Annotated in this window: 25 protein-coding genes; 12 read left to right on the top strand and 13 right to left on the bottom strand. The window is 62.6% G+C overall.

Annotation, left to right across the window (positions count from 1 at the left end; all coding sequences use genetic code 11):
• Positions 1 to 11 precede the first annotated feature (11 nt).
• The 9 genes from OP494_RS12465 (at position 12) to OP494_RS12425 (ending at position 8,098) form a co-directional block, all read left to right on the top strand.
• Complete coding sequence (locus tag OP494_RS12465) at positions 12 to 989, top strand: D-glycerate dehydrogenase (protein ID WP_280541186.1); 978 nt, start codon at positions 12 to 14, stop codon at positions 987 to 989.
• A 160-nt stretch (positions 990 to 1,149) separates the two neighbouring features.
• A complete protein-coding gene (locus OP494_RS12460; RefSeq protein ID WP_280541185.1) occupies positions 1,150 to 1,908 on the top strand; it encodes an SDR family oxidoreductase in 759 nt (252 codons plus the stop codon).
• A 265-nt stretch (positions 1,909 to 2,173) separates the two neighbouring features.
• Positions 2,174 to 3,283, top strand: a complete 1,110-nt coding sequence (locus OP494_RS12455; protein WP_280541184.1) for a LacI family DNA-binding transcriptional regulator — start codon at positions 2,174 to 2,176, stop codon at positions 3,281 to 3,283.
• A 56-nt stretch (positions 3,284 to 3,339) separates the two neighbouring features.
• Positions 3,340 to 4,356 (top strand): TRAP transporter substrate-binding protein, encoded by a 1,017-nt coding sequence (locus OP494_RS12450; protein ID WP_280541183.1) that lies wholly within the window; start codon positions 3,340 to 3,342, stop codon positions 4,354 to 4,356.
• A gap of 73 nt (positions 4,357 to 4,429) precedes the next feature.
• On the top strand, positions 4,430 to 5,020 hold the full coding sequence (locus OP494_RS12445; protein ID WP_280541182.1) for a TRAP transporter small permease subunit: 591 nt from the start codon (positions 4,430 to 4,432) through the stop codon (positions 5,018 to 5,020).
• Complete coding sequence (locus tag OP494_RS12440) at positions 5,017 to 6,324, top strand: TRAP transporter large permease (RefSeq protein ID WP_280541180.1); 1,308 nt, start codon at positions 5,017 to 5,019, stop codon at positions 6,322 to 6,324. Before OP494_RS12445 ends, OP494_RS12440 begins: the two co-directional genes overlap by 4 nt.
• 181 nt (positions 6,325 to 6,505) lie before the next feature.
• The gene (locus tag OP494_RS12435) at positions 6,506 to 7,183 is read left to right on the top strand and encodes an HAD family hydrolase (protein WP_280541178.1); all 678 of its coding nucleotides are present in this window, start codon (positions 6,506 to 6,508) and stop codon (positions 7,181 to 7,183) included.
• 88 nt (positions 7,184 to 7,271) lie between these two features.
• The gene (locus OP494_RS12430; protein ID WP_280541176.1) at positions 7,272 to 7,646 is read left to right on the top strand and encodes a translation initiation factor Sui1; all 375 of its coding nucleotides are present in this window, start codon (positions 7,272 to 7,274) and stop codon (positions 7,644 to 7,646) included.
• A 44-nt stretch (positions 7,647 to 7,690) separates the two neighbouring features.
• Positions 7,691 to 8,098, top strand: a complete 408-nt coding sequence (locus tag OP494_RS12425) for a YbaY family lipoprotein (protein ID WP_280541174.1) — start codon at positions 7,691 to 7,693, stop codon at positions 8,096 to 8,098.
• A gap of 52 nt (positions 8,099 to 8,150) precedes the next feature.
• On the opposite strand, the gene OP494_RS12420 is transcribed toward OP494_RS12425, so the two are convergent.
• Positions 8,151 to 9,032: an NAD-dependent protein deacetylase gene (locus OP494_RS12420; protein WP_280541172.1), complete on the bottom strand. Its 882-nt coding sequence runs from the start codon at positions 9,030 to 9,032 to the stop codon at positions 8,151 to 8,153.
• Between the two features lie 148 nt (positions 9,033 to 9,180).
• On the opposite strand from OP494_RS12420, the gene OP494_RS12415 reads away from it, so the two are divergent.
• Positions 9,181 to 10,104, top strand: coding sequence for a nuclease-related domain-containing protein (locus OP494_RS12415; protein ID WP_280541170.1), 924 nt, complete (start codon positions 9,181 to 9,183; stop codon positions 10,102 to 10,104).
• Between the two features lie 5 nt (positions 10,105 to 10,109).
• Here the strand turns inward: OP494_RS12415 and OP494_RS12410 are convergent, their stop codons facing one another.
• Together OP494_RS12410 and OP494_RS12405 are read right to left on the bottom strand one after the other, a co-directional pair.
• Positions 10,110 to 10,595 (bottom strand): hypothetical protein, encoded by a 486-nt coding sequence (locus tag OP494_RS12410; protein ID WP_280541168.1) that lies wholly within the window; start codon positions 10,593 to 10,595, stop codon positions 10,110 to 10,112.
• 52 nt (positions 10,596 to 10,647) lie between these two features.
• Positions 10,648 to 12,276 (bottom strand): sodium:solute symporter, encoded by a 1,629-nt coding sequence (locus OP494_RS12405; protein ID WP_280541167.1) that lies wholly within the window; start codon positions 12,274 to 12,276, stop codon positions 10,648 to 10,650.
• Positions 12,277 to 12,889: 613 nt separating this feature from the next.
• Between OP494_RS12405 and OP494_RS12400 the strand changes: the two genes are divergently transcribed.
• Positions 12,890 to 14,251, top strand: coding sequence for a maltoporin (locus OP494_RS12400; RefSeq protein WP_277811382.1), 1,362 nt, complete (start codon positions 12,890 to 12,892; stop codon positions 14,249 to 14,251).
• Positions 14,252 to 14,360: 109 nt separating this feature from the next.
• Positions 14,361 to 15,281, top strand: a complete 921-nt coding sequence (locus tag OP494_RS12395) for a MalM family protein (RefSeq protein ID WP_280541163.1) — start codon at positions 14,361 to 14,363, stop codon at positions 15,279 to 15,281.
• A 30-nt stretch (positions 15,282 to 15,311) separates the two neighbouring features.
• On the opposite strand, the gene OP494_RS12390 is transcribed toward OP494_RS12395, so the two are convergent.
• From OP494_RS12390 to glnA, 10 genes are all read right to left on the bottom strand, one after another.
• Positions 15,312 to 16,649: a deoxyguanosinetriphosphate triphosphohydrolase gene (locus tag OP494_RS12390; protein ID WP_280541161.1), complete on the bottom strand. Its 1,338-nt coding sequence runs from the start codon at positions 16,647 to 16,649 to the stop codon at positions 15,312 to 15,314.
• A 22-nt stretch (positions 16,650 to 16,671) separates the two neighbouring features.
• On the bottom strand, positions 16,672 to 17,535 hold the full coding sequence (locus OP494_RS12385; RefSeq protein ID WP_178998325.1) for an oxaloacetate decarboxylase: 864 nt from the start codon (positions 17,533 to 17,535) through the stop codon (positions 16,672 to 16,674).
• A 235-nt stretch (positions 17,536 to 17,770) separates the two neighbouring features.
• Positions 17,771 to 18,604, bottom strand: coding sequence for a phosphonate ABC transporter, permease protein PhnE (gene phnE, locus OP494_RS12380; RefSeq protein ID WP_280541158.1), 834 nt, complete (start codon positions 18,602 to 18,604; stop codon positions 17,771 to 17,773).
• Entirely contained in the window at positions 18,601 to 19,410 is an 810-nt protein-coding gene (phnE, locus tag OP494_RS12375; RefSeq protein ID WP_280541154.1) for a phosphonate ABC transporter, permease protein PhnE, read from the bottom strand. Before phnE (OP494_RS12375) ends, phnE (OP494_RS12380) begins: the two co-directional genes overlap by 4 nt.
• Positions 19,407 to 20,228 carry a phosphonate ABC transporter ATP-binding protein gene (gene phnC / locus OP494_RS12370; RefSeq protein WP_280541153.1) on the bottom strand — a complete coding sequence of 274 codons (822 nt, stop codon included), beginning with the start codon at positions 20,226 to 20,228 and terminating at the stop codon, positions 19,407 to 19,409. The genes phnE (OP494_RS12375) and phnC overlap by 4 nt, the downstream gene beginning before the upstream one ends.
• A gap of 64 nt (positions 20,229 to 20,292) precedes the next feature.
• The gene (phnD, locus tag OP494_RS12365; RefSeq protein ID WP_280541152.1) at positions 20,293 to 21,273 is read right to left on the bottom strand and encodes a phosphate/phosphite/phosphonate ABC transporter substrate-binding protein; all 981 of its coding nucleotides are present in this window, start codon (positions 21,271 to 21,273) and stop codon (positions 20,293 to 20,295) included.
• A 126-nt stretch (positions 21,274 to 21,399) separates the two neighbouring features.
• Entirely contained in the window at positions 21,400 to 22,809 is a 1,410-nt protein-coding gene (gene ntrC, locus OP494_RS12360; protein ID WP_280541150.1) for a nitrogen regulation protein NR(I), read from the bottom strand.
• A 15-nt stretch (positions 22,810 to 22,824) separates the two neighbouring features.
• Entirely contained in the window at positions 22,825 to 23,919 is a 1,095-nt protein-coding gene (gene glnL, locus OP494_RS12355; RefSeq protein ID WP_280541149.1) for a nitrogen regulation protein NR(II), read from the bottom strand.
• A 161-nt stretch (positions 23,920 to 24,080) separates the two neighbouring features.
• The gene (locus OP494_RS12350; RefSeq protein WP_280541148.1) at positions 24,081 to 24,701 is read right to left on the bottom strand and encodes a DUF4124 domain-containing protein; all 621 of its coding nucleotides are present in this window, start codon (positions 24,699 to 24,701) and stop codon (positions 24,081 to 24,083) included.
• Between the two features lie 198 nt (positions 24,702 to 24,899).
• On the bottom strand, positions 24,900 to 26,309 hold the full coding sequence (glnA, locus tag OP494_RS12345) for a glutamate--ammonia ligase (RefSeq protein ID WP_280541147.1): 1,410 nt from the start codon (positions 26,307 to 26,309) through the stop codon (positions 24,900 to 24,902).
• Positions 26,310 to 26,541 lie beyond the last annotated feature (232 nt).

Here is a 26,541-nt window from a genome sequence, read left to right as displayed (position 1 = left end):
AGGAGTCCTGCATGACCAAGCGCATCCTCGCCTTCGGGCGACTCAAACCGCACCATCTCGACCAATTGCGCACACACTTCCACGTTGATTATTTCGACCACCTGGAAAGCGCCGACGACCCCGCCTTTCGTGAAGCGCTGAGCGAAGCGCACGGCCTGCTGGGCGCCAGCCTGCCGATCACCTCCGAGCTGCTCGATAGCGCCCCGCACCTGGAAGCCATCTCGAGCATCTCGGTGGGGGTCGACAACTACCCCGTGGACGAGCTGACCCGGCGCAACATCCTGCTCTGCCACACCCCGGATGTGCTCACCGAAACCACCGCAGACACCGGCTTCCTGCTGATCATGGCCAGCGCCCGTCGCGCGGTGGATCTGGCCAACATGGTCAAGCAAGGCCAATGGACGAGCAGTATCGGCGAGTCCCACTTCGGCACCGATGTTCACGGCAAGACGCTAGGCATGATCGGTTTCGGGCGCATCGGTCAGGCTATCGCGCGCCGCGGTGCGCTGGGCTTCGGCATGCAGGTGCTCTACACCCACGCCTCGCCCAAGCCGGCACTGGAACAAGAGCTCGGCGCGACGCACTGTGAATTCGACGCCTTGCTCGAGCAGGCCGACTTCGTCTGCGTCAACGTGCCGCTGACCGCCGAGACCACCGGCTTGATCGATGCCGACGTTCTCAAACGCATGAAATCCTCGGCGATTCTGATCAACATCGCCCGCGGCAAGGTGGTCGACGAGAACGCGCTGATCGAGGCGCTCTCCAACGGCGAGATCCACGCTGCGGGGCTGGATGTCTTCGCTCAGGAACCGCTGCCCGGCGACTCGCCGCTCACGCGGATGGATAACGTCGTCACCCTGCCGCATATCGGCTCGGCGACGCATGAAACGCGCGAGGCCATGGCCCAGCGCGCCGTCGACAACGTCATCGCCGCCCTAGAGGGCCAGCAACCGCCGAGCCCCTACAACGACGTCACACCGCGCGGCTGACGTCTCTCCATACGCCGTACGCCCCCTTCACGCCTGCTCCTTTCGGTGCAGGCGTTTTCGATTCATGGCACGCACGCTTGAAACCTGGCATCCCACCCCCAGTCAGTGCTCACTGACAGCGGCCCCAACGCCGCGCACTTTCCGATTCGGGAGCCACTCCATGTCCTCCAGCATTGCCCTCATCACCGGCGCCGGCCGAGGCCTCGGCCGCAGCATGGCACTGCACCTCGCGACTGCCGGCGTCGGCGTCATCGGCACCTACCGCCACCATCGTGACGAAGCGCTGGCGGTCGCCCGCGAAATCGAGGCCGCCGGTGGCAAAGCGGCGATGCTCAAACTCGACATCGGCGATAGCACCGCCTTCGCCGAGTTCAAGGCCAACGTGGCGGATACGTTGGAAAACACCTTCGGCCGCACGGAACTGGATGCCGTGGTCCACAACGCGGGCGAGGGCATTCTCGCGCCCTACGAAGAGACCACCGAGGACGATCTTGACGCCCTCTACCGCACTCACTTCAAGGGCCCCTTCCTGCTCAGCCAAGCCCTGCTGCCGATGATTGCCCGGGGCGGACGCATCCTGAACGTCTCCACCGCCGCCACGCGCTTCGTGCTGGACAATCACTGCGCCTACTCGGCGATGAAGAGCGCACTGGAGGTGACTACGCGCTACATGGCCAAGGAACTCGGCGAGCGCCGGATCACGGTCAACGCCATCGCCCCCGGCGCCGTGGAAACCGACTTCGCCGGCGGCGTGGTCCGTGACGACCCAGCGCTCAACGCCCACTTCCGCTCAATCACGCCACTCGGGCGCACCGCCAAGCCGGATGATATCGGCGCCGCAGTCGCGAGCCTGTTGTCGAGCGATTTCAACTGGCTCAACGGCGAACGCATCGAGCTGACCGGCGGGCAATCGCTTTAAGACCCATTCTTGGATGGCCCACGACAGGAAGCTTAGCTGCAAGCTTGAGCACATACGGTCCTGTATCCAACACTCTTGGCACCATTCCAAGAAGTTGCCCCTCTCTCGCCCACGCCGTCCGGTCTGGGCGTTTTCGACACTGACGACACGTCCCGCCACCTACGACTCCGGTTGCATTTGGACTAAAGGTGAATAGGGACGTTGGGACGACTCTTCTAGGCTGATTAATAGATTTGGATCGATCCAAAAAAGAGGCAATTCAGCTATGGACAGGTCCCCCGGCACCACATCATCCCCCCGTGATCGCAATAGCAAGCGTCAAAGCGTCACGCTGCAGGACATCGCGGCCCATGCTGGCGTCTCACGTTCAACGGTTTCGCTAGTGCTACGTGAAAGCCCCTTGGTAGCGGAGGCCACCCGCACGCAGGTGCAGACTTCGATCAAGGCCTTGGGATATGTCTACAACCGTGGTGCCGCAGCACTGCGTGCCAGCCGTACCTTTACCCTCGGCGTGGTCGTCTACGACATTGCCAATCCGTTCTTCGGCGCCATGGTCGCGGGCATCGATTCGGTCCTGCACCGCGAGAACTATGTCTCGTTCCTGGCCAATAGCGAAGATTCTCCCGAGCGGCAGCAGCGCTTTTTGGAACGCATGCGCGAGCACCGAGTCGATGCCCTTCTGTTATGTCCTGCGGAAGGTACCGATCCCACACTGCTCACCCAACTGGCGGACTGGAACATGCCTTGCGTACAGGTGCTACGCCATATTGGCGCGCCCCCGTTCGACTACGCCGGCACCGATTTCGAACTCGGCGTACGCCAAGCAGTGGATCATCTCGTGGCGCTCGGTCACCGGCGCATCGTATTTCTCGGCGGCGAAGCCGAGCACTCCGCCACACGCGCCCGCCATCAAGGTTATCACGACGCCATGCATGCGCAGGGACTCGGCGATGTGTTGGGCATCGTGCGTGGACCTGTGACACGCCGCGCCGGCTTCGAGAGCATCCAGGCACTGATGCAAGAAACTCCTCGTCCCACGGCCGTAATCTGCCACAACGACCTAATGGCTCTGGGCGCCATGCTGGGACTTCAGCGGCTGGGCCTGATACCCGGCGAAGACTGCGCGATCATAGGTACCGACGATATCGAGGAAGCGGCTCTGAGTCTGCCTCCTTTGACCAGTGTTGCGACACATCCTTTCTCCATCGGCGAGGAAGCGGCGCGACTGGCCATGCGGCGCATTGCCAATCCTGGCGGCGCTCGCGAACAAGTGATCCTGACACCACGCCTGCAAGTACGTCATTCATGCGACCCCATTCCCGCCCCTGGGGAAGCACCGTATCGACGCTATCCACACGCCACTCTCGACGCCTAATCGAGGCGTCACGCCAGACCGCCCGAGGCGGATACAACAATGAACGAGGTGACATCATGACTCAGCACTGGATCGATCCAACCCTATCTCGCCACTCCTTCACCAAGCGTGCACTTGGCGTCGTCGCGCTAACGCTCGGTATGACACTAGCCAGTGGTGCCCAGGCCGTGGACTTGCGCTTCGGCCATGGCGGCACCGAGGACACCGCCTATCAGCTTGGGGCCGAACGCTTCAAGGAACTGATCGAAGACAAGACTGACGGAGATGTCTCCGTCACAATCATGGGCAACTCCGTGCTCGGCCACGAAACCGAGATGTTCGAACAGCAGATGGCCGGCGCGCTGGACCTGTCGATCATCAATCCCGGACTGATCACCGATTTCTCGGATACCGCCAATGTGTTCTCGATTCCGTTCATGTATCGCGACGTCGAGCACTGGCGTACGGTGCTCGACGGCGAGGTGGGCCGCGAGATCGCCGACAAGATCGAGGATGAGACTGGCGTCAAGGTGCTGGCCTTCTTCGGGGGCGGCAAGCGTCAGATAGTCAGTACGCGTCCTCTTGAGAGCCTCGATGACCTCGAGGGCATGAAGTTGCGCACCAACCCCACCAAGCCGCTGATCACCGCCTGGAAAGCGTTGGGCGCCGAGCCCACGGTAATGGCCTGGAAGGAGATCTACACCGGCCTGCAACTAGGTGCGATCGACGGCCTGCTCAACGAGGCCGAGTGGATTGAGCGCATGCGCTTTCACGAAGTCGCGCCGCATATCGGCCTATCCGAGCACGACATCACCGTGCGCCTGCTGACCATGTCGCAGATGAGCTGGGAACGGCTTGACGAGAGCCAGCAGCAGGCGGTGATGGAAGCTGCCCAGCAGGCTGCCAGCTATGCGCGTGATGTTCAGCTCAAGCAGGACGCCGAGGCGCTCGAAACGCTGAAGAAAGAGGGCGCCACGCTCTACCCGATGAATCGTCAGCGGATGATGGAGATCGTCGACGAGCCGCTTAAGAAGGTCATCGACGAGATGGGCCTAAGCGAGCTGCACCAGAAGATCATCAACGCCGGCAAGTGAGCCGCCGCGGGGCACCGTGAACGGTGCCCCGCCTTTGCTTCCGCTTTTTCACATCAACCATGAGGACAACGCCATGGCCGCACTGCTGCATGGCCTGTCACGGCTCAACCGGGGGCTCGAGCGCCTGCTCAACGCGGTCCTGCTGGCGTTGCTGCTGGGCTTTATCCTGCTGATCATCTACCAGATCGTCAGTCGGAACCTGCCGCTGTTGCCGCGGCTCTACTGGACCGAGGAGTTCAGCCGCTTCGCGTTCCAGTGGCTGATCATGCTGGGCACAGCGATCGGCGTCTATCATGCCGATCATTTCGTGCTCGAGGCGTTTCCGCGCGGTACGCGGGCCGACCTGGCGACCCGTCTGATCCGCGATTTGTCCTGCTTCGCCGTGGGCGTGATCTTCATCGTCTACGGCAAGGACTTCGCCATCTCCGGCCTGCGGCGTAGCGCCACTGCGTCCGGCCTGCCGATGATCTACGTCTATTCGGCATTCAGCGTGTGTGGCGTGTTCATCGTGCTGTACAGCCTCGAGCGGCTGCTGCATGCCGCGCTGCGCGGCATGAGCGCGATGGAAGCCGCTCTCAATACCCCCAATGAACTGGATGAACTGACCAGCGACGATGACGCTGCGCTCGCCGCCAGCGAACAGCCCGGAGGACCGCGCTCATGATGCCGATGGAATGGACCTTCGTCCTGCCGTGGCTGCTGTTCGCGCTGCTCGGCGTACTGATCGTCGCCGGCATCCCCATCGCCATGTCGCTGGTGCTGACCGCCTTCAGCATGATCCTGCTCGACCCGCGGCTGACCATGTGGGTGATGTTCCAGCGCATGTACAACGGCATGGATTCCTTCGTCTTGCTCGCCGTGCCGCTGTTCCTGCTCGCCGGCAACCTGATGAATTCGGCGCACATCACCGACCGGCTGATTACCCTGTGCATGCGCCTGGTGGGGCATTTCAAGGGCGCGCTGGCACACGTCAACGTCATGGTCAGCATGCTGTTCGCCGGCGTATCGGGATCGTCGACCGCCGACAGCGCGGGGATCGGCACGGTGTTGATCCCGGCGATGAAGCGCGAAGGATATCCGACCCATTTCGCGGTGGCCGTCACCGCCGCCTCGTCGGTGATGGGCATCATCATTCCGCCATCGATCAACATGATCGTGTGGGGCGCGCTGACCAACACCTCGATCGCCGGGCTGTTCCTCGGCGGCATCCTGCCCGGGGTGATGATCGGCGTTGCTCAACTTTTACTCAACCTGCTCTACGTACGCCGCTATGACATCCCAGTGCGCCAGCGCGCGACGTTCTCCGAGCTAATGAGTTCAGGCAAAGATGGCCTGCTGGCGGCGGGGATCCCCATCGTCATCATCGGTGGCATCACCCTTGGCCTGGCCACACCCACCGAGGCTGCCGTAATCGCCGTGCTCTACGCCATGGTGCTGGGCTTCTTCGTCTACCGAGAACTGACCTTCAAGCACGTGATCGAGGCGTCGACCAGCACCGTGCGGCTGTGTTCGCTGTCGCTGTTCAGTCTGGTCGGCGCGGCGATATTCGGCTATCTGATCAGCTTCTACCAGATTCCGCCCAAGCTAATGGCCGGCGTCACCATCAGTGATCCGACCACGCTGCTAATTATCATGGCGCTGGTGATGCTGGTCATCGGCACCTTCATGGATTCGCTGCCGGCGATGGCGATCCTGGCGCCGATCTTCCAGCCACTGGCGATGCAGGCCGGTGTGCACCCGGTGCAGTTCGGGGTGGTCGGCGTTATGGCCCTGGGGCTGGGGCTAATTACGCCGCCCTACGGCCTCTGCCTAATGATCTCGGCGAAGATAGGGGGTATCCCGCTGCTCAAGGCGCTGGGCACGACGCTTATCTACCTGGCGGTGATGTTGGCAGTAATCGTCTTGCTGATCCTCTTTCCGCAAATAGTGCTGGCCATCCCGCGCTGGCTGACGCCGGACTTCGTATAATCGCGGGCAATCGCTTTGAACGCTTCCCTGGCCTTGCCATCACGGCCAGGGGCAACTAAAGTTCTAGATAGCGTTTAGAAACACCGTTCGCAAACTCAGTGTACTTTCTCAAGACTGGGCGTCGCCTGCCGATATTTGGGACAATGAACGGTTTAATCCACTATGCCCTCGAGGCTCCACCATGTCTCATCCGCTGTGCCTGTTGTTCGACTGCGATGGCACCCTGGTCGATAGCGAACCCCTTCTCGCCGACGTCATGTCCGATGTCCTGACCCGCGCCGGATTACCCTTCGCCGCGCCCCAATACATGGAAGAGTTTCGAGGCGTCAGATTCGCCAACATCGTCGCCGAGCTGGAGCGCCGTTTCGGCGCGCTGGATGCCACCACCCGAGAGGCCGCCGAGGCAGAGATGCGCCGCACCATGCAGGCGCGCATGAGCACCGAGTTGCAACCGATTCCGGGGATCCGCGAGGCGCTCGACCGACTCGCCGAGCATCCCCGCTGCGTCGCCTCCAACGGCCCGGAGCACAAGATTCGCCGCGCCCTCGACAGCACCGGCCTGCGCGCCTATTTCGGGGATCGCCTCTACAGCGGCTACACCATCGAGCGCTGGAAACCCGATCCCGATCTGTTCCTGCATGCCGCGCGCGAAATGGGCGCTGCTCCCGAACGCTGCGTAGTCATCGACGATGCCGAGGTAGGCGTCGCGGCTGGCCTGGCGGCAGGAATGCGCACGATCCACATCAACCGCTTCCCCGAGCGCGAGACCACTCCCGAAGGCGCTATCGCCTTGCATGACATGCGCGACCTACCCAGCGCCGTGGCGCGGCTGGAACAGTTGGAAGCCGTGCTTCACTGACCCTGCCGGATGGCGTCGACCGATATCGTGCCCACCGGCATGGCGCGTTATCATGGAGGCCCGCGACACATCGATTCAGGAGGCCCGCATGGCATCGCTGCAGGATCAATTACGCGGACGGGTATATTCCACCGAACACGGCGAGGTCTGCCCCGAGTGCCGGGCACCGCTGGCCGAGTGTCGCTGTGCCGAAACCGCAGAAGAAGAACGCCTGGCAAGCCTCGACGGAACCGTCCGCCTGCGCCGTGAGACCAAGGGGCGCAAAGGCAAGGGCGTGACCCTGGTAGAAGGCGTGCCGCTCAAGGCCGATGCGCTCAAGGGCCTGGCCAAGGCGCTCAAGCAGCGCTGTGGCACTGGCGGCGCCATCAAGGATGGCATCATCGAGATTCAAGGCGATCAGCGCGAAACGCTCAAGGCAGAACTCGAAGCGCGCGGCTATCGCGTCAAACTGGCTGGCGGTTGAACGCTCCGTCGACTGCTTTTCCTTCCCTGTGCGAGGAGGCCCTCATGTCCTTGCCTAACGTGCCGCGTAGCCTATATGCCGTACTCACCGGTTTATTGCTGCTTGGCCTCGCGGGCTGCGCCAGCGGCCCCAACTTCAGCACGCTCGATGCCCGAGTCGTCTTCGACCAACCGCCCGAGCTGTCGGACGATGCCATCCTCGATGTCACGCTGAAGGATAGCGACGACGGCGCCACCGTGGCGGAAAGCCGCTATACACGCGTCGACACCACCGCGACCGAGGTCACGCTGCAATACGACCAGGGCGCCATCGAGGCGGCGCATACGTACGTCTTGCAGGCCGAAGTGCGCGACCAAGGGCGGCTGACGCATCTCAACCGTGAGCGCGTCGAGGTCTTCAACGGCGAGGCCGGCACTACACCGACCGTGACGCTGGAGCCCGCTTCACCTTGATGGATGGAACGAAAATGAGCGGGGCGGACGCGCCGCGACATTCGATGCCGGGCTAGGTCCTGGCCGCCGGGGCTGGAGAAACCAGTCCCTCGGTGAGCATAGTGGCTTCCAGGGAACGCAGCGCGGAATCCAGCGTCTCGCCCGCCGACGCTTCGACCTTGAGGCTGAACAGCGCGTCGGCGCGTGTGCGCCCCATGTTGATGCAGGCCATCGGCTTGCCCGATTCTGCCGCTCGCCGCGCGAAGCGATAGCCCGAATAAACCATCAGCGACGAGCCTACCACCAGCATCGCATCGGCACGCTCAAGGGCGTCGAAGGCCGCGTCTACCCGGGAGCGTGGCACGCTGTCGCCGAAGAACACCACATCGGGCTTGAAAATACCGTCACCGCAACGTGCGCATGAAAGCAACGAGAAATCGCCGAAGTCGTCATGCGCTAGGTCGGCATCGCCATCCGGCCCGACGCTGGCCTCCAGGCCCGTCCATTGGGGATTGAGACGCGCCAGGGCGGCGTGCACGGCATGACGCATCTGGGTCGCCCCGCAGTGCATGCAGCGCACCACGTCGGCCTGACCGTGCAGGTCGATCACGCGCCGCGACCCGGCGCGCTGGTGGAGCCCGTCGACATTCTGCGTGACCAGTTGCTCGATGCGTCCGGCACGCTCCAGCGCGGCGAGCGCACGATGCGCGCGTCCAGGCCGCGCCTCAGAGAGCGCCTGGAACCCCACCAGGCTTCGCGCCCAGTAACGGCGACGCGCGGTATCGCTGTGCATGAACGTCTGATGCGTCATCGGCGGCGAGCGTTTCCAGGCGCCCTGCTCATCACGATAGTCGGGGATGCCGCTATCGGTACTCATTCCGGCGCCGGTGAGCACGAACAACCGCGAATGACGGGAAAGAAAGGTCGCCAATGGCGACGTTGAGGAATCGGACATCGTGATCTCCCGGGCAAAGCCGATGTCCCATGATACAACCGGCGTCCCGCGTCGCGACAAGCGCCCATCGCTCGTCGACATCGCCGATCCCCGACAAGCTAGCTAGAATGGGCGTTCATGTAACACGTTCTCGACCAGGATGACCGTGATGGCTTGGCTGGAATACGTACTGCCGATCATTTTTCTCGCCCCACTCGGCGCCACCGCGCTCGTGGTGCTGGCACTACGCCACCTGGAAGACGGGGCGCTCGTATCGCCGTATGACGGGCGCACACTGCGCGAGTCCGCTCAGTCGCTACGCGACCGACTCGACCGCGCTTATGCCGCGCTCTTCCTGGATGGCGCACTGGGACCCATCATCACCCTGGCGCCGCTGGTCTATGGCATGGGACGCATGCTGTTCGCCAACCGTCACAGTTGGCTGGAATGGGCGCTTTACGGGCTTTTGACCACCTTGCTGGCGTTGGTCCTATGTTTTCGCTTGATTCGCGACGTGCAGCGCATTCGCCGCCTCAAGCTGGGCCTGGCCTGCGAGCTGGCCGTGGGCCAAGAACTGGAGCGCCTGATCCGTCCGGAGGCGCACCCCTACTTCGTGTTCCACGATGTGCCCACCGACAGCTTTGCCATCGACCATGTCGTGGTCACCCCACATGGCGTCTTCGTGGTCGAGGTCAGTGCCCGCACTCCGCCGTTGGATATCATGGGCGAGGCCCGCACCCAGGTGGTAGTGGCCGGGCAACGCCTGCGCTTTCCCGGCTGGCGCGAACGTCAGTCCCTGGCGCACACACGGATGGCCGCGAGCTGGTGCCGCCAATGGCTGACGCGCCACTCCCTGGGCGACATCGCCGTGCAAGGTGTGCTGGTCCTACCCGGCTGGGAGATAGAGATCGAGAAAGCCCCCAACGGGCTGATGGTCGTCAACGGCGAAGGACTCGCCGCCCTGCTCGATGGCACCCCGCTCAAGCCCATGAACGACGACCAGCACCAGCGCGTTGTGCAGGCACTCGATCAGCGGGTGAAGTACGCCGAACCTCGCGGCACATCCTCTCGAGACCCTACAACCACCTCTTGAACGCCTCATGCCGAGGCGTCGTTTTCGCGCGCATCGGCCAACTGTCCCAGCTCCCACAGCACCGCACTCTTGAGCACGGGCAACGGCTCGCCGGACAGCCCACTGAGCACCACCAGACGATGGCGGCCTCCGGCCTTGGCCCTGCGCCCGACATACCCCAACCACACGGGCAGGAGCACCGCTCGCGGCGGCACCTCGCGTAGCGCCACGCGCCAGTGCCGTCTTGCCACCATACGTTCCCAGAACCATAACCGCATCACCGCCTCCGACGAGGGTGGAGACGCCGCAGCCAACCGCAACGACGCAGTCGGTACATCAGCTTCGTGCGCCTGCGAGAGCGACTGCGGCCAGAGCAGCGCTCGCCGCGCCTGCGGATGACACAGCAGCCATCCAGCGGGGTTATCGCGCGCATCGCGCCCCAGGCCATGCGCCCACAGCATGAGCTTGGCCGCTTCGAAGGTCTCTGCCCCCAGGCGCCGCAAGCGGGGCATGGCCATGTCCTCATCGAGACGCCATGGCAAGCTTAGTGGTGCAGAGTGCGCCTCATGCATTGGCCCATACCTGCAATAGCACCAACCCCGCCAGCAGTACGCAGAACCAGGCCACCAATCCCAGGCAGCGACGACGTGTCACGCGCGCCTCTGCGGTGACCGGCCGCGCATTACCGGCCCGTGTCGACAGCATTGCCTGCATGTCCGGCGCGGTTTCCTCGATAACCACATCGCTGAGTTGCGCGGCACTCGGCGCAGGCGCCGTCAAGCTGACGAGATACCCCACGCCGAGCGAGACCATCACGCCAACGAGGTTGTTATAGAGCCATGAGATATCGCCGAGACTTTCGACGCCCCACACGGCGAACATCCCCAACAGCAGCCCGCTCAACGCGCCTCGGGCGTTGGTGCGACGGCTGAGTATGGCCAGCAGGAAAGTCCCCAGCAAGGCGCCGTAAAACCACGACCCGATGCGATTGACTGCTTCGATCACCGGCCCCAGGTTGCCCGCGAAGAAAGCGAAGACCGTCGCATAGAGTCCCCAGAAGACCGTTGCCCAACGCGACGCCTTGAGATAATGAGCCTCGCTAGCCTCGGGTTTGACATAGCGCGTATAGAAATCACGCACGCTGACCGCCGAGAGCGAATTGAGAGCCGAGTCGAGACTCGACATCGCCGCGGCGAAGACGCCCGCCATCACTAAGCCAGCCAGGCCGGATGGAAAGGCGCTGACCACATAGCGCGGAAACAACTCGTTGAGGTTCTCGGGCGCGGTGAGGCCATGCTGGTCGTAGTAGGTCGCCAACATCACCCCGATGAACAGAAACAGCAGCATCTGTGGCACCAGCAGATAGCCGCCAATCAACAGCGAACGCTGGCCTTGCGGAACATCGGGGCTGGTCAATACCCGCTGAATCTGGCTTTGATCGGTGCCGAAATAGGCGATATGCAGGAAGATGCCCCCGAAAAGCCCCGCCCACAGCGAGTAGGTGACACTGGGGTCGAGCGAAAGATCGAGGGTATTGAACATACCGTGCGACGCGCCGAAGGCGAAGACATCGCTCCAGCCCCCGGGCAGGCTAGCTACCATCAAACCCATGCTGACCAAGGCGCCGAGCCAGAGCACGAACATCTGGATCACATCGGTCCAGATAACAGCACTGATGCCACCCAGCACCGTGTAGCTCACCGCCAGCACCGCCATCACCACGATGGTCAGATTGACGCTCCATCCGGTCACTACCGAGAGCACCAGCGCCGGCGCATAAAGCACCACCCCAGTGGCCAACCCTCGCGCGATTAAAAACAAACCGGCACTGACACTGCGTGTAGCCGGACCGAAGCGCCGCTCGAGCAGCTCGTAGATGCTGTAGATGCCCGCGCGATGGAAAACCGGCACGAGCAACACGATCAGCACCGCCATCGCTAGCGGTACGTTGATGAACGTCACCAGGCGCTCCAGGCCACCGTCGAAGCCCCATCCTGGCGCGCCGATGAAAGTGATCGCGCTGGCCTGGGTGGCCATCACCGACAACCCGATCGCCCAACTGGGAATGCGGCGCCCGCCAAGGAAATAATCCTGGGTACTCGCCTGAGAGCGCCCGAAGCGCGCACCGATCAGCGCCACGAGCAGGATGTACACCACCAAGACGACGCTATCCAGCCAGGTAAACTCGCTCACATCCCCGTCCCCATGTTCCCACCTGACTGTCTAAATTAGCAGGCTTTCGAGGGCGCTGCCGGAAAGTCCGATTCGCGGTATTTCCAGGTCATATGCATCTTCGGCAAGAAGGCAAGCAAACGCTTTTTGCGTAATATTTCATCGCAGTAATAAATACAAAAAACTAAGTAACTTGGACTTCTATATAAAACGCGCAAAAATCTGCAATTTAAGCGGAAAAGTGCTGCCACATCATCCCAGTAAGTTTAGAGATTAAACTTTAGTGGCGTTTATACCATAGTCAAAATGAAAACTTACGACACCGTGCTAATAATGTCGTACATGACGAAAACATCATTCGGTCATCGCACCTAGAAAATAACGACGCTTCGAGAACAACAACAAAGGAATCCTCATGCCGACGCTGTCGACACGCCACTGCGCTACCGCTTCACGCGGGCCAGAAAACGCTCATCTCGTCCACTCACCGTTCAGGAGGTAGCAATCCCCCCTGCGCAGCGATCTCAGCGCCGGGTCTCACGGCTCGCTGAGCGACGCGCACGAAGCATCGCGTTTTACACGCCATGAAACGATTCAACGTCACCATGACCAATAACATCACAAGGGACATCTCATGAGAGACTCACGCCAGTTCACACGCCGACCGCTACTCGCGGCCCTGATCGGCGCTTCCTGCGTCATGCCGGCCCTGGCCCATGCCGATATCAATCCCAATTTTTTCGGGTACGCACGTTCGGGCATCGGCTCCACTGCCGGCGGCGGCAGCCAGACCTGCTTCAAGGCGGCAGGGGCACCGGCCAAGTACCGTCTCGGCAACGAATGTGAAACCTACGCCGAGCTGGGCCTGGGCGCCAATCTCTTCGACCAGCAAGGCACGAGCTTCGACTTCGCCAGCCGCGTCGCCTACGTCACCGCGCAGGACAACGACTCCGAATCACTGCAGGATGCCGACAACGATATCGCCCTGCGCGAAATGTACGTGACCGGCACCAACGCCGTCAGCGGTCTACCCGACGGCTCTACGCTGTGGGCCGGTAAGCGCTTCTACAAGCGCCACGACATCCACATGAACGACTTCTACTACTGGGATGTCTCCGGTCCGGGCGTAGGGATCTCGGACATCGACTTGGGCGTCGGCAACCTCAGCCTTGCCTGGGTGAGAAGCTCGGGCTCGGACAACGACAACTTTCCCGACCAGGGCCAGCGTCTTTCCGATGACACCGTCGACATACGTATGACCGACATTGCCACCAATCCCGGCGGTTCGCTGCAGTTGGGTGTCGACTATGGCCGTGCCTCAACCCCAGAGTGGCTTGAGAATTACTACGACAATAACAATATCGACTACGAAGACGGCGACAAGGGGTGGATGGGCACCATCGAGCACACCCAGTCGAACTGGTTCGGCGGTTCCAACACCGTCGCGCTACAGTACGCCACCGATGGCATCATCACCAGTAACGGCAATGCCGTGGGCCGACCAGCGGGTGGCTTGGTCAGCCAGGACGGTGACATGTGGCGCGTACTCGATCACGGCCATGTCTGGCTGGTGCAGGACAAGCTCGACCTGCTCTACGCCGCCATCTACGAAGACAAGAACATGGACGACGACTCCGGCCGTAAGTGGTTCTCGGCGGGCGTACGCCCGGTGTACTACTGGAACGACATCATGAGCACGGCGGTGGAGCTCGGCTACGATCATATCGAGCCGCAAAGCGGCGTCAGCAGCTACAATGGCGAAGACCACCACGTCACCAAGCTGACCCTCGCCCAACAATGGTCCGCCGGACGCGGCGCCATGATTCGTCCCACCATCCGCCTGTTCGCTACCTACGCCAAGTGGAATGGTGATGCCTACGAAGAAGCCGGCGTAGCGAATTCGCTGGACACTGGCTCAGGCCCCAACAACGTCGATTTCAACGACACCGACGGTCTGACCTTCGGCGCCCAGATGGAGGTCTGGTGGGGCAGTTGATCGCTCGGCGGTCACCAAAGCGACCGCCGACACACTAGTTAGCTGTATCGATCCTTCGGGCCCCGCCGCGTGAGCGTCGGGGCCACTTTTGCATTCGGGAGTTCATCGCATGCCACAACGCCCCCTCGTCGCCCTGCTCTCGGGACTGGCCCTGACCAGCCTGGCGGGCTGTGCCTCGCTGGTCCCCCACGACGCCACCTCCGTGGCGCCGGCCAAGCAAAGCCAACAAGCGCTCAATCGCGCCGCGGACTGCTGCGACACGCTTGCCGCCTTGCCTTATCGGTCCTTGGCGGTCGGCGAGTCACACTCATTAACGCTCGACACACAAGCCCCGATGCACCGCTTCGAGGACGGGGCCAGCTACTTCCAGGCGTTCGAGTTACCGCGCACGCGCGGGCCGCTGACGTTCAAACTCACCAGTACCATCGCCAACGATCAGGTCTTCGCCCCCACGGTGCTGATCCTCGATGAGGATTTTCAGCCCACGCAGCGCGTCGCCAGCGATAAATTCGACTACCTCAGTCCCAATGGTTTCGCCGGGGCGCGTTTGGGCGCCACCTTCGACATCACCCCCGGCCCCGATGCCGCCTACATGGTGGTCTACAGCAACGAGGCCGCGCGCCAGGGCACGACGCAGTATGAAAGCGCGGAGAAAGTCTATGCCCGTGTGCGCGGCCTCGCGCTTCCCCCGGGGCCCGATCCCATCGCCGAGCACACCGCCACCGGCAACGTCACCCTGGAAAGCGAATCACGCGAGACTGGTGGCGGCCTGCTGACACCGATTCTCGGCACGCGCTCGCATGCCGATAGTGTGACGGAGACCCGCACCGCGAATGTGCGCGACGAACAGGCATCCGTATCAAGCGACAACGCCTCCGCGCCCGATTTCGATTACCGGCGGATGATCAACGCTGCCCTCAAGGCCGATGACATCGAGCTGGCCATGCAGTTGGCCGAACGCGCCGAGCGCGAAGGCCACAGCGGCACCCGCGCCTGGCTGGCCGAGCGCCTGCGCAGCGTCTCACCGTAAACCCGCAACGCATGGCGAGTGGCGAGCGCGTCACTCGCCGCGCAGTCGGCCGCCCATCTCTTGGGCCAGGTCGACAGCGTAGTGGTCGGTCATGCCGCCGATGAAATCGAGCATGCGCCGATAGCTGGCATAGAGCGACCACGACGGCTTGGGCGTGTTCTCCCCGATCAACGCCAGCACGCGCTGGTGCTTGAAGGAAGACTCGCCGCTGTGGTGAAGCTCATACGCCGCGCCGATGAAGGCTTCGAGGAGAATGCCCAGCGTCGTGTAGGCACCGATCTCCAGCTTGGCCTTGCGTTCGTTCTGGAAAATTCGCTCGCGGGCGATCTGCTTGGCCGTGCCTACTCCCCAGCCCAGATCGGGATGACACAGCTCGAGCAGGTCGCCATTCAGGGTGCCGTTCAGCAGCGCACTCTCATGTTGCACGAATACTGCCGCGACATCGTTCACCGCACGTTCCATCGCCGCGCCGCGCAAAGCCGCAATACGTCGACGCTGGGACACGCCCCGGGCACGCATATCGTCATAGCCCGACGGCGTCCCTCCGGCGATCTGAATGAGCACCTCGGCGACTTCGTCGTAGCGCAGGATGCCCATTTCCAGGCCGTCCTCGAGATCCAGCAGCGCATAGCAGATATCGTCGGCGGCCTCGACGAGATAGGCCAGCGGGTGCCGACACCAGGCGGTTTCGCCACGCGGCAACAAGCCTAGACGCTCGGCAACCTCGCCCAATTGCTCGCGTTCCGACTGGTAACAACCGAACTTGCCGGCCCGCGAGGCGCGTTCCACCGTCCACGGATACTTGAGCATCGTGCCCAGCGTGGCGGCAGTCAGGCGCATGCCACCGTTGAACTGGTTGTACTCGATCTGAGTGACGATGCGAAACCCTTGGGCGTTGCCCTCGTAGGTCAGCAGATCTTCTCGCTCGGCCGGCGAAAGCTCGGCCAGCAACCCGCTGCCCTCCGCCTCGGCGCGCTTGAACCAGTCGCGAATGGCATATTCACCGGCATGCCCGAACGGCGGATTGCCGATATCATGCCCCAGGCAGGCCGCCTGCACGATGACCCCCAAATCAGCGGGCGTAATCCATTCCGGTAGCCGCTCGCGCAACTGCTCGCCGACGATCATGCCCAAAGAACGACCTACGCAGCCCACCTCCAACGAATGCGTCAAGCGGGTGTGGATATGATCGTTGTCGGTCAGCGGGTGTACCTGGGTCTTGCGCCCCAAGCGCCGGAACGAGCCGGCGAAGACGATACGGTCGTGGTCCTTGTGGAACGGACTGCGCCCGATCTCCTCGCGCGAGCCCCCGTGCTTGTCGTTGAGACGCATCGGGTCGAGCAAGCGCTCCCATTGCATGGCGGTCATCGCACTCTCCGGTTGTCGAGGCCTACTCTTTCACATCCATATAATCGCGCGCCCAGGCACGATACTCGTCCAGCGTAGAGTAACGCGTGGACAACTGCGACGCGCTCAATTCGCTGGCGGCGATGTCGCGCTGCTCACGCAGGCAGTCGTAAGTCGCCTTGATCGCGGCGAAATAAGCCGCATGGCCGTTGACCACCACGCGCACGCCGAGCGCAGCCAGACGTTCGCGATCACGCAGTTCGGGGTTGCCGTAGGTGACCAGCATCAGCGGGATATCCAGCGGTGCAGCCAGACGCGCAAGATGATCGAAGTCACGCACGCCCACCAGGCAGATGGCATCCACGCCCGCCGCCTGATAGGCACACACACGCTCGACGGCGGCATCATCGTCGAGCTGACCGGCATTGGTGCGCGCGATGATCGCCATCGCCGGGTCGATGCGTGCCTCCAGCGCCGCACGCATCTTGCCTACGCCCTCGTCGAGCGGGATGAGATCGGTGGACTTGTGCCCATACTGCGCCGGCAGCAAGGTGTCCTCGATGGTCAACGCTGCTACCCCGGCCCGCTCGAGCTCGGTGATGGTACGCATGACGTTGAGCGCGTTGCCATAGCCGTGATCGGCGTCGGCGATCACCGGTAGCCGCGTCACGCGGCCGATGCGGGTCGCCTGCTCAACGAACTCGCTCAAGGTGATCAAGGCGAAATCCGGCGCCGCCAGCACCTGCAGCGAGGCTACCGAGCCCCCAAGAATGCCCACTTCGAAGCCCAGGTCCGCGGCAATGCGTGCCGACATGGGATCGAATACCGAGGCGGTGAAAAAGCACTGATCGGACGCCAGCAAGGCGCGAAAGTCATTACGTAGATCGTGTTGCGAGGGGGTTGCCACTCGGGACTCCTATTGTCACGCGACGGCCGTGCGGCGCGCGGGCGAAAGGCCCGCGCGGACGACGGCGGTCGGATTGAACACGGCCAGCGTGGCTGGCGCATGAGACATGCTTCCCGCTGACGCGTCACCTGTCAGACCAGGCGGGAAAGCATATCGGATTAGACGTTAGGAGGAGAAGGATATTACGCCGCTCGGCAAGATGCACGGGGCATGGCGCGTGTCGACGGCGTAAAGATCACAGAATGGCATGGCGCACCCGCGCCGAGACCCACTCGCTGACGATCACCGTGGCCAGGATGAGCAGCAGGATCGTCGCTACTTGCGGCCAGGCCAGCACATTGATCGACGACTGCAACTTGAGGCCGATGCCGCCAGCGCCGACTAGCCCCAGAATGGTGCTCTCGCGGATGTTGATGTCCCAGCGAAACATGGTGATCCCCCAGAACGCCGGCAGTATCTGCGGCACGATGGCGTAGTTGAGCTGCTGCATGGAACTCGCACCCGTGGCGCTGACCGCCTCGACCTGGCGGATATCGGTTTCCTCGATGGCCTCGTAGAGCAACTTGCCGACGAAGCCGATGGAACGCAGCGCAATCGCCACCACGCCGGCGAGCAGCCCCGGCCCGATGATAGCCACCAGCAGCAAGGCCCAGATCAGTGAATTGATCGAGCGCGACGCGACGATCACCCACAACGCCAGCGGCCTGATCAAGATCGAGGATGGCGTGGTATTGCGCGCCGCGAGAAAGGCGACCGGCACCGCCATGAGCACTCCGCCCAGCGTGCCCAGGGTGGCGATATTGAGCGTATCCCACAGCGGCTTCATCAGCTCGGGCAGATAACTCAAACTCGGTGGCCACATACGTGAACCGATATCGACGGCTTGGGTCGGCGCATCGGCCACGAATACCCACATCGTATCGGCGTTCATGACCTGCCAGCAGTAGACGAACAGCGCGACCAGCGCCAGCCACCCGCACCACAAAGCGAGCCGCGTCCGTGGCGTGCGAAAGGTCCACACATCAGCGTAGGCAGCCGGTGCGTCGGGGGTCACGAGGGTCGGCTTCATTGCAGGAATCTTCTCAAATAGCTGGAGCCATACTCGGATAGCATGACGATGACAATAACGATCAGCAGGATGGCGCCGGCACTGTCGTATTCGTAACGGTCGATGGCGGTATTGAGCGTGGCACCGATGCCGCCGGCACCGACGATGCCGATCACCGCGCTTTCGCGGAAGTTGATGTCCAATCGGTACATCGACAGGCCAATCAGGCGCGGCATGACTTGCGGCTGGATGGCATAGTGCAGCACCTGCCACCATGATGCTCCCGCCGCACGCACCGCTTCGATCTGGTGCACATCGCATTCTTCGATATCTTCGGCGAGAAGCTTGGCGATGAAGCCGATCGAGGCGAACGACAATGTCATGAAACCCGCTAGCGGGCCGAAACCGAACATCGCCACCAGGAAGATCGCGATAATGATCTCCTGCAGCGAGCGGCTGACGGCAATGATCGTGCGACATATCCCATATACCGGCGCCGGCACCAGGTTACGCGCCCCGCCGATACCGATGGGGACCGAGATCAAGACCCCCACCACCGTCGCGGTAAGCGTCATGGTCAGGCTTTCGATCAGCCCTTGACGGATATCGCTCCAGCGGCTGGTAAAGTCGGGCTGCAAGAAGCCCTCCACGAAGCGCTGCCCGCGTGCCAGGCCTTCCACCACCCGCGACCACTCGATGTCCAACGAGCCCATCGCCAGCACTAGATAAGCGAGCACCGCGCCCTGTACGACGAATCGCCAGCGCCGGTCGCGCAACATCCGCGGCGGGCGCCGCCAGCGCGTCGGATAGGTCGTCTCGAGGCTCATCGTGCGACCTCCGCCACACGCCGCGTGGCGTCCGCCTCGGCCGCCTGGTCTTCTTCGTGCTCACGGCGCATCGCCGTCCAGTCCTCGGCACCGTAGATATCGCCCAGTACCGCTTCATCGAGCGCCGCCGGCGTGCCGTCGAAGACCACCTCGCCCGCGCGCAAGCCGATCAGGCGATGCATGAATTGCTGCGCCAGCGGCACATCGTGAATATTGACGATGGCCGGCAATTCACGCTCGTCGCAGATCTCGATGATCAAGCGCATGATTTGGCGGCTCGTCTTGGGATCCAGGCTCGCGGTCGGCTCATCGACCAGCAGCAACGCCGGCTCCTGCGCCAGGGCTCGGGCGATGCCCACCCGCTGGCGCTGTCCGCCCGACAAGGCATCGGCACGCTTGTCGGCCTGTTCAAGTAATCCCACGCGATCCAGCAGACGATAGGCATTCTCGATATCGTGCCCTGGAAAACGCCGCGTGAAGCTGCGCCAGAACGGTACATAACCCAGGCGTCCGGAGAGCACGTTTTCCATGACGGTGAGGCGCTCGACCAAGGCGTATTCCTGAAAGATCATGCCAATGCGCCGCCGTTGGCGACGTAATTCACTGCGCCCAACCTGAGCGAGATCGGTATCGCCGAGCAGGATACGGCCCGCACTGGGATCGACCAGGCGATTGATGCAGCGAATCAGCGTCGACTTGCCGGCGCCTGAAGGCCCGATCAAGCCCATCACCTGACCGCGCGGCACGACGAAAGAGACATCCCGCAGCGCCGTGTCACCGGTGGCATACGTCTTGGAAAGTTGCTGGAGTTCTAGCATGTCACCCTCCCAGCACCATGGCGGCAGACGACGACATGCAAGACGCCGCCCGCCACCCGACGGCTCACGAACACTGGTACTGCACGTCGTTTGCCGCGTCGATCTGCCGGATCACCGACCATTCTTTCTTGAAGGTGATAGGGATGAATTGAGATTCGCCGTTCTTGCCGAATTCCTCGGCCAGTGCGGAGCCCTCCCAGTCGAAGTCGAAGAAGGCTTCCTTGATCGCCTCCTGTAGCTCGGGCGCGAGGTCGTGGGCCACCCCGTACGCCGTGGTCGGGAAGGTATCCGATTGGTAGATGACCTCGATCTGATCCGCGTCGATCACGCCACGGTCGATCATGCGATCCTTGACCGAGTTGGCGATGGTGGCAACCTCGTAATCGTGATTGGCGACACCGAGAATCGAATTGTCGTGCTTGCCGGAAAACTCGACCTCGTAATCCTCGCCGGAGGTCATGCCGAACTCCGAGGCCATGAGCGCGGTAGGCGCCTTGTAGCCGGAATTGGACGTTTCTGAGGTATGGGTCAGGGTCTTGCCCTTGATGTCCTCGACCTCGTCGATGCCGGAGCCGGGATAGGTGATGATCTCCATCTCGTAGCCGAAGGAGCCATCATCGGCGGCCATCATGGCGAAGGGCCGAAAGCCCGCGCAGGCCACCGCAAGCGGATTGGAGCCAGTATTGAAGCCGGCGACATGCAAGCGTCCGGCGCGCATCGCTTCGATCTGAGCGGCGTTGGACTGCACCGGGAAGAACTTCACCTTCTTGCCGATGACCTCCTCCATATGATCCAGGAAGCCAGACCACACATCCGCATACACGGCAGGATCCTCCACCGGCGTATAGGCGAAAACCAGAGTATCCGGATCGCGCCACTGGGCTTCATCTTCGGGAATATCTGCGACGAGATCGCCATCATTGTCAGTGTAGCGATCGCTGAGCCGGAAATCGGCCTGGGCGGTGGAAATGCCCGCGGCAAGCGCCGCAATGGTCAGCGTCAGCCCCAGAACGGGACGAGACAGGGGAAGCGTCTGCGTAAGCATGAATTATCACCTGGTTGCGAACAATGTGGACCTCCTCATTGTTCGCTCCCATGGATGACAATCCCGCGACATGTGGATGACGATACGATGACGATCGGGCGACAGCCCGAGCCAATCGCGCGGCGCTCAATCGTCCGCCAGCGCCGGCAGCAGCACCTTGAGCTTACGTGTCAGTGTATTGCGGCCCCAGCCGAGCAGCTCGGCGGCCTCGCCCTTGCGCCCCCCAGTGTGCTTGAGCGCGGTCTCGATGAGGATGCGCTCGAAATCCGGCACCGCCTCCTCGAGCAGATGCGTATGCCCCGCCGCCAGAGCACGGTCAGCCCATTCGCGAAAGGCGCCGCGCCAATCGCCGCCGGCACTCTCGGTGCCCTCGATATCGCGCAGTTCCGGGGGCAGGTCCTCGACCAACACCTCACGGCCCGATGCCATCACCGTCAGCCAGCGGCAGGTGTTTTCGAGCTGGCGCACGTTGCCCGGCCACGGCAGCTGCGTGAGGTGCTGCTCGGCTTCCTGGGTCAGTACCTTGGGCTCGGTGGAAAGCTCCTTGGCGGCGTCGGCCAGGAAGTGCTGCGCCAGGCGTGGAATGTCCTCACGCCGCTCGGAAAGACGCGGTAGATGGATACGAATCACGTTGAGGCGATGAAACAAATCCTCGCGGAAGCGCCCGTCCTCGACCAGGCGCTCCAGATGCTGGTGGGTCGCGGCGATGATGCGCACGTCGACCTTGACCGGCGTATGACCACCGACCCGGTAGAACTCGCCATCGGCCAGCACGCGCAACAGCCGCGTCTGCGTCTCGGCGGGCATGTCGCCGATCTCGTCGAGGAATAGCGTGCCGCCATCGGACTGTTCGAAGCGCCCGCGACGCTGCGAGGTCGCCCCGGTGAAAGCGCCCTTCTCATGGCCGAAGAGTTCGGATTCCATGAGATCCTTGGGAATCGCCGCCATGTTCAGCGCGATGAAGGGCCCGCCACGACGCGGGCTGTGTTGATGCAACGCCTGGGCGACACGCTCCTTGCCGGTGCCCGATTCGCCGTTGATCATCACCGTGATATGCGATTGAGAAAGCCGTCCGATGGCGCGGAAGACCTCCTGCATCGCCGGCGCCTCACCGATGATCTCCGCCGACAGGCCTTCCGGTACCGCCGCTGGCGCACGCCGCTCGCGGGCATGCGCCACGCCACGGCGCACCAACGCCAGCGCCTCATCGACATCGAACGGCTTGGGCAGGTACTCGAAGGCGCCGCCCTGATACGACGCCACGGCGCTGTCGAGGTCGGAATGCGCGGTCATTACGATGACCGGCAAATCCGGGTGGCTTTCGCGAATCCGCGCCATCAGGTCCAACCCATCGAGCCCCGGCATACGGATATCGGTCAGCAGCACATCGGGCGGTTGCCGCAGGATCTGTTCCAGCGCGGTATCGGCACGCTCGAAGCTCTGTACGTCGAGATCCGGCTGAGCCAGCGCGCGCTCCAACACCCAGCGAATGGCGCGGTCATCATCGACGATCACAATACGTGCGACGTCAGTCATAGGGTCTCCCGAGCCTCAATGATGGCTATCAAGCGGAATCAACAAACGGAATTCGGTACACCCGGGCACCGAGTCGCACTCGATCAGGCCCTGATGCTGATGCAGGATCGATTGCGCGATGGAAAGGCCCAGGCCACTGCCCTCGGCCCGCCCCGAGACCATGGGGTAGAACAACGTCTCGCGCAGCGTCTCGGGAATGCCGGGGCCGTTATCGAGAATGCCCAGCTCGCATACCAACCGATGGCGCTCGGCACCCAGCGTGAATTGCCGCCGAGCCCGGGTGCGCAAGATCAAGCGCGGGCCGTCGATGCCATGCTCTTCCATCGCCTGGACGGCGTTGCGGGCGACATTGAGCACCGCCTGAATCAGCTGCGCTTCGTCGCCATCCAGCTCCGGCAGGCTGGGGTCGTAGTCGCGCACGTACTCGATGCGCGGATGCTCGGCCTCCAGCAAGGTCCGCACGCGCTCGAGCACCTTGTGGATGTTGAGCGGTTCGTGGCGACTCATGCTGTTGGGTCCCAGCATACGATCGACCAGATCGCGCAGGCGGTCCGCCTCCTCGACGATGACCCGCGTGAACTCGGCGAGCTGCGGGTCGGGCAGATCACGCTCGAGTAGCTGCGCCGCACCACGGATGCCGCCCAACGGGTTCTTGACCTCGTGTGCCAGTCCACGGGTAAGCACCTTGATGGTCTCCTGACGCGCGATCAGCGCCTCCTCGCGAGAAATACGCAACAACCGGTCGCGCGGCTCGATCTCGATCAGAAGCTCATCCGCGGACATCGGCGTCACGGTAAAATCCACCGTCGCCGAATCGCCAGACGGCAACACGAGGCATGCCTCGCGCTGAGTGAAGGGATGCAACTCGTCACGCGCCTTGAGCAACACCGCTTCGACACTGCCCTCGACGCCCGCCAGGCTTTCCAGTCGCTGGCCCATGACACGCAACCGGCTGGTCGCCAGCAACGACTCGGCGGCCGGATTCATCCAACGTACATGCAGGGCGCCGTCGAGCAGCACCACCGCCGTCGTCAGGTGTTCCAGCAAGCGCTTGGGTTCGACCGAATGCAGTGGTTCGGCCGAATATTGTGGCAAAGGAGGTTCTGGCATGACCCGTCCATTATCCATCGTCCATGTACGTTATCAGTGCAAGAAGCGCGCCAGTCTGACACCGCCCGGCATAGGGCAGTGCAGTCATCGGCACAAGAGCCTGTAACGCACCAAAATAGTGCAAAAAGAGGACGGTAGACAGCGCCAGGCGCCAAATCGGCTCACTGGCTGCCGCTGCCACCGGTGTTGCGGGGGTTGTTGGGATTGGCGGGCAAGTACACGCTGGCACGTTGCACATACAGCGTGATCGGGGCACTACGTTGGCGCACACGGCCCTCGGCATCGATAACTTCAACGCGCAGGGTGTGTTCCCCACGCACTAGCCCGCTGACCGAGAAGGTGGTTGCATGTCGTGCCGGGGCGCTCGCCTCACCATCGAGAACAATGCGCAGCTTGTCCGTCTCGCGCAGTTCGGGAGTGATCGCCACGCGCACCTGGGTATCGCCCGCCGCGCCGGTGGGCAAGGTCGTCTCGTTGCCGGGAGCCGCAATGGCAAGACGCTCGTAAGCGGTGAATGACGCCGCGGCATCCGCTTCCGCCTCGGTCGCTGCGTCCCGCGGCGCCTGGCGGTTGCGTGTCTCGCGCGGCTGGCCAGGCACCGTGTTCACCGTGCCGACATCGACCTTCTCTCCTACCGGGCGATCGGAAAAGGTCACATTGCCTTGCGCATCGACGCTGCGATAGACCGGTGTCGCCTGCGCCGACGACACACCCATCACAACTGCTACGAGCAACGCCCCAGCGCCTTTCAACCATGTCGCGGTGGCCCACCCTTGGCGCATGCCTTTCTCCTCGTGCCTGTACCGAACGCTCAGTCTAGCGCACCTTGTTTACTCAACCACACTAGGTATCGGCGCCATAGGGGCGACGCACTTCCATCAGGCACACGCCATAACGTAAAAGGCCCCGTCACATCGGACGGGGCCTCGGTCAGCGGCGATCAGTCGCTGTCGTGCGAGATCAGCAGCTGTAGTACGCGATTAGCAGCTGTAGTACATGTCGAACTCGATCGGGTGCGTCGCCATGCGCAGGCGGTCGACTTCTTCCTGCTTAAGTTCGAGGTAGGCGTCGATCATGCTATCGGTGAACACCTCGCCCTCGGTCAAGAAAGCGCGATCGGCATCCAGTGCTTCCAGCGCCTGGTCGAGGCTCTCGGCCACGGTGGGGATCGCCTTGCCTTCTTCCGGCGGCAGGTCATAGAGGTTCTTGTCCATCGCGTCGCCAGGATGGATCTTGTTCTTGATGCCGTCGATACCCGCCATCAGCAGCGCGGAGAATGCCAGGTACGGATTGGCGGTCGGGTCGGGGAAACGGCACTCGACACGCTTGCCCTTGGGGCTTGCGGTATACGGAATGCGGATCGACGCACTGCGGTTACGCGCGCTATAGGCGAGCATTACCGGCGCTTCGAAGCCCGGCACCAGGCGCTTGTAGGAGTTGGTCGAAGCGTTGGTGAAGGCGTTCAGGGCGCGCGCATGCTTGATGACACCGCCGATATAATACAGCGCGGTTTCGGACAGCCCGGCGTATTCGTCGCCAGCGAACATGTTGGCGCCGTCTTTCCAGAAAGACTGGTGCACGTGCATGCCGGAGCCGTTGTCACCGACCAGCGGCTTGGGCATGAAGGTCGCGGTCTTGCCGTACGCGTGGGCCACGTTGTGGATCACGTACTTCATTTCCTGAACTTCGTCGGCCTTCTTGACCAAGGTGTTGAACTTGACGCCGATCTCGTTCTGGCCGGCGTTGGCCACCTCATGGTGATGCACCTCGACCGACTGGCCGATGGCTTCCAGGGTGTTGCACATTGCACTGCGGATGTCGTGGAAGCTATCCACCGGCGGCACCGGGAAATAACCGCCCTTGACGCGCGGACGGTGCCCCAGGTTGCCGCCTTCCACATTGGTGGAGTCGGTCGCCCAGGCGCCTTCCTCGGAAGTAATCTTGTACATCGCGCCCTGAATGTCGGCGTTCCAATGCACTTCGTCGAAAATGAAGAATTCCGGCTCCGGCCCGAAGAAGGCAGTGTCGCCCAGCCCGGTGGACTTCAGGTACGCCTCGGCGCGCTTGGCGATGGAGCGCGGGTCACGCTCATAGCCCTGCATGGTGGCCGGCTCGATGATATCGCAACGCAGCACGAGGGTAGCGTCTTCGGTGAACGGGTCGAGATAACCGCTGCCATCTTCCGGGCGCAGGATCATGTCGGACTCGTTGATACCTTTCCAGCCTTCAATGGAGGAGCCATCGAACATCTGGCCGTCCTCGAAGAACTCATCATCGACGGCGCCGGCCGGAATCGTGACGTGCTGCTCCTTGCCCTTGGTATCGGTAAAGCGCAGATCCACCCACTTGATATCGTGTTCTTCGATCAGGGCGAGGGTCTTCTCGGACATGATTTCCTCCACTATGAGCCCACGGCTCGGGTCGTTTGCTTGCGTGTTCAGCGTCGTTTGTAGCACGCCCGCCGGCAACTGCCCACGGGTATGCACTTTACGTTTTGCAATGCAGAAGGCATGCCAACCTTTGAGCCATCTAAGTGCGCCCTCGATAAACGCATGATCCACCGAGAAAAAATAGACCATCTTTGCGCACCGGTCAGCACCACTTTGGCGCCAAGCGCGCCAC

The organism is Chromohalobacter sp. 11-W, assembly GCF_029889905.1.
GTDB lineage: Bacteria > Pseudomonadota > Gammaproteobacteria > Pseudomonadales > Halomonadaceae > Chromohalobacter.
The sequence above is the reverse complement of the archived record's forward strand: the minus strand, read 5'-3'. Positions and strand labels throughout refer to the sequence as shown.

What these genes read in the sequence shown, in the direction of transcription:
- OP494_RS12445 (WP_280541182.1), top strand. Translation starts at nt 4,430, where the DNA reads ATGGCCGCACTGCTGCATGGCCTGTCACGGCTCAACCGGGGGCTCGAG.
- OP494_RS12455 (WP_280541184.1), top strand. Translation starts at nt 2,174, where the DNA reads ATGGACAGGTCCCCCGGCACCACATCATCCCCCCGTGATCGCAATAGC.
- OP494_RS12440 (WP_280541180.1), top strand. Translation starts at nt 5,017, where the DNA reads ATGATGCCGATGGAATGGACCTTCGTCCTGCCGTGGCTGCTGTTCGCG.
- OP494_RS12425 (WP_280541174.1), top strand. Translation starts at nt 7,691, where the DNA reads ATGTCCTTGCCTAACGTGCCGCGTAGCCTATATGCCGTACTCACCGGT.
- ntrC (WP_280541150.1), bottom strand. Translation starts at nt 22,809, where the DNA reads ATGACTGACGTCGCACGTATTGTGATCGTCGATGATGACCGCGCCATT.
- OP494_RS12400 (WP_277811382.1), top strand. Translation starts at nt 12,890, where the DNA reads ATGAGAGACTCACGCCAGTTCACACGCCGACCGCTACTCGCGGCCCTG.
- OP494_RS12460 (WP_280541185.1), top strand. Translation starts at nt 1,150, where the DNA reads ATGTCCTCCAGCATTGCCCTCATCACCGGCGCCGGCCGAGGCCTCGGC.
- OP494_RS12410 (WP_280541168.1), bottom strand. Translation starts at nt 10,595, where the DNA reads ATGCCCCGCTTGCGGCGCCTGGGGGCAGAGACCTTCGAAGCGGCCAAG.
- OP494_RS12450 (WP_280541183.1), top strand. Translation starts at nt 3,340, where the DNA reads ATGACTCAGCACTGGATCGATCCAACCCTATCTCGCCACTCCTTCACC.
- OP494_RS12420 (WP_280541172.1), bottom strand. Translation starts at nt 9,032, where the DNA reads ATGTCCGATTCCTCAACGTCGCCATTGGCGACCTTTCTTTCCCGTCAT.
- OP494_RS12395 (WP_280541163.1), top strand. Translation starts at nt 14,361, where the DNA reads ATGCCACAACGCCCCCTCGTCGCCCTGCTCTCGGGACTGGCCCTGACC.
- OP494_RS12350 (WP_280541148.1), bottom strand. Translation starts at nt 24,701, where the DNA reads ATGCGCCAAGGGTGGGCCACCGCGACATGGTTGAAAGGCGCTGGGGCG.
- glnL (WP_280541149.1), bottom strand. Translation starts at nt 23,919, where the DNA reads ATGCCAGAACCTCCTTTGCCACAATATTCGGCCGAACCACTGCATTCG.
- OP494_RS12415 (WP_280541170.1), top strand. Translation starts at nt 9,181, where the DNA reads ATGGCTTGGCTGGAATACGTACTGCCGATCATTTTTCTCGCCCCACTC.
- OP494_RS12435 (WP_280541178.1), top strand. Translation starts at nt 6,506, where the DNA reads ATGTCTCATCCGCTGTGCCTGTTGTTCGACTGCGATGGCACCCTGGTC.
- phnC (WP_280541153.1), bottom strand. Translation starts at nt 20,228, where the DNA reads ATGCTAGAACTCCAGCAACTTTCCAAGACGTATGCCACCGGTGACACG.
- phnE (WP_280541154.1), bottom strand. Translation starts at nt 19,410, where the DNA reads ATGAGCCTCGAGACGACCTATCCGACGCGCTGGCGGCGCCCGCCGCGG.
- OP494_RS12390 (WP_280541161.1), bottom strand. Translation starts at nt 16,649, where the DNA reads ATGACCGCCATGCAATGGGAGCGCTTGCTCGACCCGATGCGTCTCAAC.
- OP494_RS12430 (WP_280541176.1), top strand. Translation starts at nt 7,272, where the DNA reads ATGGCATCGCTGCAGGATCAATTACGCGGACGGGTATATTCCACCGAA.
- OP494_RS12465 (WP_280541186.1), top strand. Translation starts at nt 12, where the DNA reads ATGACCAAGCGCATCCTCGCCTTCGGGCGACTCAAACCGCACCATCTC.
- phnD (WP_280541152.1), bottom strand. Translation starts at nt 21,273, where the DNA reads ATGCTTACGCAGACGCTTCCCCTGTCTCGTCCCGTTCTGGGGCTGACG.
- glnA (WP_280541147.1), bottom strand. Translation starts at nt 26,309, where the DNA reads ATGTCCGAGAAGACCCTCGCCCTGATCGAAGAACACGATATCAAGTGG.
- phnE (WP_280541158.1), bottom strand. Translation starts at nt 18,604, where the DNA reads ATGAAGCCGACCCTCGTGACCCCCGACGCACCGGCTGCCTACGCTGAT.